The organism is uncultured Nostoc sp. (assembly GCF_964245445.1).
GTDB lineage: Bacteria > Cyanobacteriota > Cyanobacteriia > Cyanobacteriales > Nostocaceae > Nostoc.
Map to the genome: position 1 here is coordinate 21,669 of NZ_CAXTNE010000073.1, position 8,667 is coordinate 30,335.

Sequence of the window (8,667 nt, forward strand, 5' to 3'; positions counted from 1 at the left end):
CTATTATTATCATTAATAAGATTTTCATTTAATTATTAATGATAACTATTTAATTACTAGATAAAAATCAAGAATAGACTAAATTATTTTATAGTTAATTATATATAATGACATTATTAATTAATCTCTCATTTCTACTAACTAAACCCACAGGCATCACTACCTACGCTCTGAACCTACTGCCTCATTTAAAACAACTTTATCCTACACTCCTAGTCTCGCAGAATATTCCTGGTTATAACTGTTACCCAGTTCCGCGTAATCAAACCGCAGAACAAGGGGTAAAAGGTCATTTTGCTCGCCTTGTTTGGACGCAATTTCAATTACCACAAATCTATAGAAAGCTGAAATCCCAGATTTTATTTTCCTCACTTCCAGAAGCACCCCTTTATAGCAATTGTCGCTTTGTTATCACGTCCTTTGACATGATACCGTTGCGCTTTCCTAAACGCTTTTCACCACTCATACCTTACCACCGCTACTACGCTCCCCAAGTCCTTAAACAAGCACAACATATTATTTCCATCTCCCAGACTACGGCTCAGGATATCACCAAGTTTTACGAAATTCCTGCAAACAAAATTACCTCCATCCCGCTTGCTTACGATCGCACTCACTTCTTCCCTCTAAATCTACCTACCCGCAACTACTTTCTCTACATTGGACGCCAAGAACCATACAAAAACATCCAGCGACTCATCAGTGCTTTTGCTGCGTTACCTAACTGCAAAGAGTATGAACTGTGGTTAGCAGGGCCAAACGATCGCCGTTATACCCCAATTTTAAAAGCGCAAGTTGCAGAACTAGGTATAACTAATCAAGTAAAGTTCCTAGACTATATTCCTTACAGCGAATTGCCAAAAATCATCAATCAAGCGATCGCTCTGGTTTTCCCTAGTCTCTGGGAAGGCTTTGGTTTACCTGTCCTTGAAGCAATGGCTTGTGGTACTCCCGTCATTACCTCTAATCTCTCCTCCTTACCAGAAGTGGCTGGCGACGCAGCGATTCTGATCAATCCCTACAATACCGGAGAAATTACAGAGGCAATGCAGGCGATCGCAACTGATTCGGAGTCGCGATCGCGCCTTTCTAGCCAAGGTATCACTCACTCTCAACAATTCAGTTGGGAAAAGACAGGAAAAGCAACCGTCGAAGTCTTATCCCGCTATCTCTAAAAGATAAACTAACGCGAAAATTTGGATGCAAAATTTGGGATTTGTCGAGATTTCAGATTATCTTGACTAATGGCTTCTAATTAATCGTCAATTCCAATGAAAGCACTAATTCTCTCTGGCGGTAAAGGTACACGTTTACGTCCCCTCACTTATAGCGGAGCAAAACAACTTGTACCAGTTGCTAATAAACCTGTTTTATGGTATGGCATTGAAGAAATGGTTGCTGCTGGTATTACTGATATTGGCATCATCATCAGTCCGGAAACTGGGGCAGAAGTCCAAGGGAAAACCGGAAATGGAGAATACTTTGGAGCGAACATCACCTACATCGTACAAGACCAGCCACTTGGACTTGCTCACGCCGTCCAAGTTGCCCATCCCTTTTTAAGAGATTCTCCCTTTGTAATGTACTTGGGTGATAACCTGATTCAATTAGGTGAGTTACGTTATTTTCTGCAACAATTTAGCCAACAACAGCCAGATGCTTTGATTCTCTTACGTTCAGTTGCTAACCCTAGCGCCTTTGGTGTGGCTGAGGTCGATGAAACAGGACGGGTATTACAGTTAATTGAAAAACCCCAAGTTCCTCCTTCAAATTTGGCACTGGTAGGAGTTTATTTCTTTTCTCACCTCATCTATGATGCGATCGCAAATATCCAACCTTCCGCCAGAGGCGAACTAGAAATTACTGATGCTATTCAATACCTAATTAATCAGAAAAAACAAGTTTTAGCCTACAATCTCCAAGGTTGGTGGTTAGATACTGGTAAAAAAGACGACTTATTAGAAGCTAACCGATTGATTCTTGACACCTATCTAACAGCATCAGTTCTTGGCGAAGTCGATTCCCAAAGTCAGATTATTGGGCGAGTCCAAATTGGTGCAAAATCTAAAGTAATTAACTGCACAATTCGGGGGCCAGTAGTTATTGGTAGCAATTGTCATTTAGAAAACTGCTTTATTGGTCCGTATAGTAGTATTGCCAACAATGCCACACTCATTGATACCGATTTAGAACACAGCGTGATTTTAGAAGGTGCTAAAATTGCTGGAATTCATCAGCGTATTATTGATAGTGTGATTGGACAAAGGGCACAATTGACTCTTGCACCTCGTCGCCCCAAAGCCTTGCGATTTCTGATTGGCGATGACTGTCAAATTGAACTAACGTGATTTACTTGTTAAAAACAGGAAAAGCTACGGTCGAAGTGTTACCTATTAGCTGTAAAATACAAGCATTAAATTACTCTCGCAAATAACACTGTGGCGGGTTACTCGAAATAATATTGATGAGCATTGTACATACCAAAATACCTGAAGTTATACAACTTGAACCCCAAGTATTTAGAGACGATCGCGGGTTCTTTTTTGAAGCCTACAACGACCGAAAATTTGTCCAAGAGACTGGTATTGTTGCCAAGTTCGTCCAAGATAACCACTCCTACTCTAAACAAAACGTTCTGCGTGGATTGCACTACCAAATTCAACAACCCCAAGGTAAACTTGTCCGGGCTATTGTTGGCACTATTTTTGACGTAGCCGTAGATATTAGAAAAAGTTCGACTACCTTCGGTAAGTGGGTAGGTTATGAACTTAGTGCTGAGAACAAACGCCTATTGTGGATACCACCAGGGTTTGCTCATGGCTTTCTCGTGCTTTCAGAAATAGCTGAAGTTCTCTACAAAACTACAGATTACTACGCACCCCAAGGCGATCGCACAATTCTATGGAACGATCCAGATTTAGCTATAGATTGGCCTTTGAGTACGCCACCGATTTTATCAACTAAAGACGAAGCCGGGAAATCTTTGAGAACTGCTGAAGTATTTGATTAAGCTTGATGATTGCGTTAGGTTTGAGAACTAATTAGGATGAGTAAATCAATTTTGCTGATTGGTAGCAACGGTCAAGTGGGTAAGGAACTGCAACAAATACTCCCATACTACGGCGATATTATCTCAGTAGAACGCCCAACAGTAGACCTTGCCGAACCCGATACCCTCCGCAAAGTTATCAGATCAAAGCAGCCGCAAATCATCATTAACGCCGCAGCTTATACTGCTGTGGACAAAGCAGAAAGCGAACCCGAACTTGCTAGCTCTATTAATGCGATCGCACCCCTAATTATTGCTCAAGAAAGCCGAAAATTAGGAGCTTTTCTAATTCATATTTCGACCGATTATGTTTTTGATGGTAATCGGTATCGCCCGTACCAGGAAACCGATGCAACTAATCCCTTGAGTGTTTATGGTAAAACCAAACTTGCTGGAGAAGAAGCAATTCGGGAAACTTGCGCCGATTACCTCATCCTCCGCACTGCTTGGGTTTATGGAACATTTGGCAAAAGTAATTTTGTCAAAACCATGCTGCGACTAGGTGCAGAACGCCAAGAAATCCGTGTTGTCGCCGATCAAATTGGTAGCCCGACTTGGGCGCAGGATATAGCCACGGTTATAGCTCAGACAATTCCCCAGTTAACCTCAGAAATTAGCGGTAGTTATCACTACACTAATAGTGGCATTGCTAGCTGGTATGACTTTGCCGTTGCGATTTTTGAAGAAGCACAACAGCTAGGCTTCCCTTTGAAAATTGAACATATTGTCCCCATTACAACCGCCGAATATCCCACACCAGCCCGTCGCCCTGCCTATTCCGTGCTTGCTTGCGGAAAAATTTCAGCAATTTTAGAAACACATCCGCCCCATTGGCGACAAAGGCTCCGGCAAATGCTTAGGGATTTGAAAATTGGGCATGGGGCATAGGACATTGTTCATTAAATTTCTTCCCTATTCCCCACTCCCTATTCCCTACTCCCTTTTACTTTTCAAAACTCCCGTCTCTTGTTGTATAGGCAAAACATCTAAAATATCAGTTTGGGAACAATATTTCAAATCTTCGTGACAGTCAAGACGCAACAATCGTTGGCCGTGACTAGCTTGGTGAAGTAATCCCAATAAGTTATCTTGCCATTGAGAGTAAAGAGCGATCGCACTTATTACTTCATCGTTACCAGCTAGTTCTTCTGGTGACAGATGTGTTTGCTGTAAAAGACTATGAGCGATCGCACCTGCACAAACTGTATCCTCTAAAGAAAAACTGCCTTCCCAACCAGAACCAACAATCCACACTGTCTCTGGTTGCAACTCTTGAAGAAATTGCACCACCGCCGCCCGGTTAATCAAGGCTGCTGCTAGTAAATTTGGGGAGTCTTGTACCCGTTGTAAAGCACGAGTGCCATTAGTGGTACTGATAAACAAGCGACGCCCTTGGACTAATTCTGGTGTGCAATCGAGGGGAGAGTTACCCAACTCAAAGCCAGCTACTTTCGCGCCACCGCGTTCTCCAGCCCGTAGACGTTTTTCAGAAGGCCATTTTTCGCTAACTTCAATTAACTGATCTAAATCGCTGAATACTTGTACAGCTTCGCCTCCAGCTGCTAAAACTGTTGCAATTGTGCTAGTGGCTCGCAAGACATCGACTGCGATCGCACATTCTGGCGCTTTACCCGTTGGAGTTAATTCAGGAGTGTGGTATACGAATAGCTTCACGCGCTGGATACACCTAGTTTAATACTACTACCGCAAATAACATTCTACCTAGTTGGTGTCACTAACTATAATCTCAATTCCTCCCAAAGGATTTTTTACCATAAAAAAGCACAATGTATGTCATCTAATACATAATGGGGCTGAGGAATAAATCTGCTAGGGGTTTTAACTAAATTTTAAGAGTCTCTAATAAATACTCAAAAAGCCCATTTTTATCTGAATAGACTTTCAGACTGCTGCACTATCTTGTAATCTAAAACAAGAACAGACTTATCTTTATGGGGAAAAAGTTACAGCTTCAAGGTTACAGCGCGAAGAGACAGATATTTACTTGTTCCCCACTCCCCACTCCCCATTGAAATTGCTATGGCACCTTTACCCGATTACCGCCCTAAACAACTATCTTTAGGCCCATTGGAAGCGGAAATTTTAAATATCATCTGGGAACTTGGTTCAGTCACAGTAAAGGATGTACACGATCGCATCCTCGCCGATCCCAACCGCGAATTAGCGTATACTTCTGTCACTACTGTCTTACGTCGCCTTACTGATAAAGGTTGGCTAGCCTGCGACAAGAAAGAGCGAGCGTTCTACTGGCGGCCAATGCTGAGTAAGCAGCAATCAGATGTCATCAAAGCTCACGAGCAGTTACAGCGATTTCTGGCAGTGGGGAACCCCGATGTTATTGCTGCTTTTGCCGATAGCCTAGATGAAGCAGCCAGTGAGCAAATAGCAGCGATCGCCAAACGTATTCAATCTGCACGCCAAGCCAGGGAGGAAAAATGATGCATCTAATAATGATTTTGAATGCTTTGGCAGTTGCCTGGTGGTTAAGATCCGCTTGGAATCAACGCCAAGGTAATTGGAATTTGCGGTGGCAGCGATCGCTATTTTTGTTTCTCTTCCCGCCCTTGCTAATTTTCATGACTGCGATCGCTGTTCTGTTCATGGGCCCCCAAGGACAAATGGGTGGGATGTACACAGGCTCAGTAAGCTATTTACTAGCATTAATTTATCTGGCATTTTTTGCCATTTCATGCATTAAATTGGCCTTTCAGGGTTTGCAATCTGTAGAATCTGCTCGTAACTGCCCCCTAGTGAATGTTGGCGATAGACGAGCCAGACTGCTGCAAACGGGGGCGCTGTTCGCAGGTCAAATCGGTTTTTGGCAACCAGAACTAGTGGTTAGTCAAGGATTAGTACAAACTCTCTCACCAGCTCATTTAGAAAGCGTCTTAGCCCATGAGCAAGGGCATCACCATTACAGGGATACATTCTGGTTTTTCTGGCTAGGTTGGGTGCGTTCCTGCACCGCTTGGTTGCCGAATACAGAGCCTTTGTGGGAAGAACTGTTAGCTTTGCGGGAACTCCGTGCCGACAGTTATGCAGCATTGCAGGTAGACCCTCTAGTGCTAGCAGAATCACTTTTATTAGTGGTTAGTACCAGCCCAGTGTTATCAGAAATTTGCTGTGCTGCATTGGGTTCCTCTGGCGTAGATCGCTTACAACAAAGAATAGAAGCCCTATTAGCACCTCCAGAAGCAACCCAAGCCTCTCAATTCCAATCTTGGCATGGTTTTCTTCTAGCGTTATTGCCTTTAGTAGCTGTAGTATTTCATAGTTAAGTTGAATTTATAAAGCTATAGCAATCCTATTTTATTTGTAAGAATTGAAAGCCAAAAATCCCCAACTTCTTTGAGAAATCGGGGATTTATGCTAACGAAAGTCGCGCTAACTATCTCAATTAATTAGGCTGAAATTATTCGAGTTTTAAGCAAAAGCGATCCCTTGAAAACTTCTTCTAAATTTAAATAACAGTAGCATTAGTGGAGTATCTTCCCACACTCTGATTCCTTGATACGCCTGCCGAAACTGGTTTTAACCTGATTATTTATTCTCCCACCAATATTGTCTGTTTATTTCCGCCCTGCTGTACTAAACCAGCAATTTAGCATCCTCAGCCAATTCTATTATATCCGCTAGACCCAGACCCGTACCACCTGTTATATTGGGAAATGTTAGCCCAAGCGGGTAGTTAGGTTGTGTTTGATTCTGTTGTGCCGTAGTAAGGTAGAACTGGTAATTAGTATTCCCTCCTTGAGCTTGAATCTGTATATAGTAAGTTCCTGGATTTAATGAAATGCTTTGAGTTGCTTCAGATATACTACTATTTTGATCGTTACCAGTATTAGAACCAGTATTAGAAGCTAAAATCTGACCGTTTGCATTAAACAGTTGTTCACTGATGCTCCCAGAAAAGCTAAATTTATCTATCGTAACAGTACTAGGTTGATTTAAAGTGAACTGATAGTAGTCATTAGGATCAGATGAACTCACATGTTCTGATACTAGAGTATAATTTGAACCTATTGTAAGTTGGCGAGCAGTGTCTAATGTCTTCCCAGCGTATTCACTCGCAGGCTGACGTCCTTCAAATCTACCATATAAACTAAAGTGTTCGACTAAATTGATGCCTTTCAAAGAAGCCAAATCGGGATTATTTGCTTTATAGAAACCAGCATCAAAATAGGGTGAAGATTTACGCCCTTCATTTATCCCATTGATTTCAAAGTGCTGCAACAACTGGCTGTTGTTCAAATTAGCTAAGTCTTGGTAGTTAGCGCGATAGTAGTTAAAGTCAAAATAGGGTGAAAAGTTACGCCCTTCGTTTATCCCATAGATTTCAAAGTGGTTCAAAAGTTGAGAATTATTTAGGTTTGCCAGATCAGAGTTAAGCAACTGATATTGTGCAAAACTGAAAAGTGGATCAAAGGTACGACCCTCAGTAATACCGTTGTTTTGCAGATGATTAAATAATTGCTCGTTGTTAAAGCCTGCAAGGTCACTGTTTTTAGCACGATAGTAGTTAAGGTCAACCAATGGAGAGAAACCGCGTCCCTCAGCTATACCATAATTCTCCAGATGATTCAACAGTTGGCTGTTGTTGAAGTTTGCCAGGTCAGAATTGCTAGACCGATAAAAACTTAAATTAATCAGTGGTGAGAAGGAACGGCCTTCATTTAAACCATAAGCCTCGAAGTGTGATAAAGCTTGAGCATCATTTAAACCAGCTAAATCAGCATTGGCATCACGATAGAAATTGGCATTAAATACACTTGATATATTTAGGGACATATCACCAAACTTCCTAATATTTTGTACTCTTAATTTTACGTCAGTTCGACGAAGCCAAAAAGGCATTGATACTTAGTTTAATAATTAAGATAAATGCCATCTGCTTACGTTTTTTCTAGCAACTGCCCGCCAAATTTTTGCACTCAGGGCACTGGGAACGCATTGTCTTCGTTGAATCAAAATATTACAATGTGCTATTTTTTACAAAAGCTTTTATAGCGGATCTTGCTTTTGTACGTAAATACTGAATCTACAAAATGAAACTACTGCTTTTCAGATTTTTACTTAGATATTTGTGCAAAACGCCACTACTTACCATGAGAATGAAGAGTACTAAATTCAAAGACCCTATTTGTTAGGGTAAGCATTATATTCATAGTTGGTTGTATGTATTTCGTCCCTTGGTAAAAACGTTAGCTACCTTAATACCGCATTAATACTAGTCTCGTCCGATTAGCGACAAATCCCAAATCAATCCTGACATCAGCACTCACGAACGCCGCCAGCTTACTTCTGGCACCGTAGTAGCTGTTCCCATTACCCACCAAAAAAGCGTAAGGTTTCCTGTTCTAGCTGCGATATCTAACGACAAGCCGCTTTACCTCTACACAGTCTTTATTTAGGACACGTATACAAAATACTTCTGATTCAAAAACGTTACAGTCGAATCAAGCGACCATAAATATCTAATAGATAATCTAGAATCCAAAATTTAAAATCCAAAATTGATAAACTCCCCAGGCTGGATTCGAACCAGCGACCAATCGATTAACAGTCGATCGCTCTACCACTGAGCTACTGAGGATCAC

At 41.6% G+C, this 8,667-nt stretch carries 8 protein-coding genes and 1 tRNA gene; 6 read left to right on the forward strand and 3 right to left on the reverse strand.

The annotated features are described in order from the left end of the window. Window positions 1-107 precede the first annotated feature (107 nt). The 4 genes from ACFE90_RS14545 (at window position 108) to rfbD (ending at window position 3,937) form a co-directional block, all read left to right on the forward strand. On the forward strand, window positions 108-1,175 hold the full coding sequence (locus ACFE90_RS14545) for a glycosyltransferase family 4 protein (RefSeq protein ID WP_375501617.1): 1,068 nt from the start codon (window positions 108-110) through the stop codon (window positions 1,173-1,175). Window positions 1,176-1,271: 96 nt separating this feature from the next. Continuing rightward, window positions 1,272-2,348: a glucose-1-phosphate thymidylyltransferase gene (locus ACFE90_RS14550; protein WP_375501619.1), complete on the forward strand. Its 1,077-nt coding sequence runs from the start codon at window positions 1,272-1,274 to the stop codon at window positions 2,346-2,348. 116 nt (window positions 2,349-2,464) lie between these two features. After that, on the forward strand, window positions 2,465-3,010 hold the full coding sequence (gene rfbC, locus ACFE90_RS14555) for a dTDP-4-dehydrorhamnose 3,5-epimerase (protein WP_375501621.1): 546 nt from the start codon (window positions 2,465-2,467) through the stop codon (window positions 3,008-3,010). A gap of 36 nt (window positions 3,011-3,046) precedes the next feature. Then, window positions 3,047-3,937 (forward strand): dTDP-4-dehydrorhamnose reductase, encoded by an 891-nt coding sequence (rfbD, locus tag ACFE90_RS14560; RefSeq protein WP_375501623.1) that lies wholly within the window; start codon window positions 3,047-3,049, stop codon window positions 3,935-3,937. A gap of 45 nt (window positions 3,938-3,982) precedes the next feature. Here rfbD and ACFE90_RS14565 read toward each other — a convergent pair whose 3' ends face one another. Next, complete coding sequence (locus ACFE90_RS14565) at window positions 3,983-4,723, reverse strand: 2-phosphosulfolactate phosphatase family protein (RefSeq protein ID WP_375501625.1); 741 nt, start codon at window positions 4,721-4,723, stop codon at window positions 3,983-3,985. A gap of 366 nt (window positions 4,724-5,089) precedes the next feature. On the opposite strand from ACFE90_RS14565, the gene ACFE90_RS14570 reads away from it, so the two are divergent. Together ACFE90_RS14570 and ACFE90_RS14575 are read left to right on the forward strand one after the other, a co-directional pair. Then, window positions 5,090-5,509 (forward strand): BlaI/MecI/CopY family transcriptional regulator, encoded by a 420-nt coding sequence (locus ACFE90_RS14570; RefSeq protein ID WP_194042018.1) that lies wholly within the window; start codon window positions 5,090-5,092, stop codon window positions 5,507-5,509. Continuing rightward, window positions 5,509-6,348 (forward strand): M56 family metallopeptidase, encoded by an 840-nt coding sequence (locus ACFE90_RS14575; protein WP_375501631.1) that lies wholly within the window; start codon window positions 5,509-5,511, stop codon window positions 6,346-6,348. Before ACFE90_RS14570 ends, ACFE90_RS14575 begins: the two co-directional genes overlap by 1 nt. Window positions 6,349-6,658: 310 nt before the next feature. Here ACFE90_RS14575 and ACFE90_RS14580 read toward each other — a convergent pair whose 3' ends face one another. Next, window positions 6,659-7,858, reverse strand: a complete 1,200-nt coding sequence (locus ACFE90_RS14580) for a PPC domain-containing protein (RefSeq protein ID WP_375501627.1) — start codon at window positions 7,856-7,858, stop codon at window positions 6,659-6,661. Between the two features lie 733 nt (window positions 7,859-8,591). Continuing rightward, window positions 8,592-8,663 (reverse strand) — tRNA-Asn (locus ACFE90_RS14585). Window positions 8,664-8,667 lie beyond the last annotated feature (4 nt).

What these genes read in the sequence shown, in the direction of transcription:
- ACFE90_RS14580 (WP_375501627.1), bottom strand. Translation starts at nt 7,858, where the DNA reads ATGTCCCTAAATATATCAAGTGTATTTAATGCCAATTTCTATCGTGAT.
- ACFE90_RS14545 (WP_375501617.1), top strand. Translation starts at nt 108, where the DNA reads ATGACATTATTAATTAATCTCTCATTTCTACTAACTAAACCCACAGGC.
- ACFE90_RS14570 (WP_194042018.1), top strand. Translation starts at nt 5,090, where the DNA reads ATGGCACCTTTACCCGATTACCGCCCTAAACAACTATCTTTAGGCCCA.
- rfbC (WP_375501621.1), top strand. Translation starts at nt 2,465, where the DNA reads ATGAGCATTGTACATACCAAAATACCTGAAGTTATACAACTTGAACCC.
- ACFE90_RS14575 (WP_375501631.1), top strand. Translation starts at nt 5,509, where the DNA reads ATGCATCTAATAATGATTTTGAATGCTTTGGCAGTTGCCTGGTGGTTA.
- ACFE90_RS14550 (WP_375501619.1), top strand. Translation starts at nt 1,272, where the DNA reads ATGAAAGCACTAATTCTCTCTGGCGGTAAAGGTACACGTTTACGTCCC.
- rfbD (WP_375501623.1), top strand. Translation starts at nt 3,047, where the DNA reads ATGAGTAAATCAATTTTGCTGATTGGTAGCAACGGTCAAGTGGGTAAG.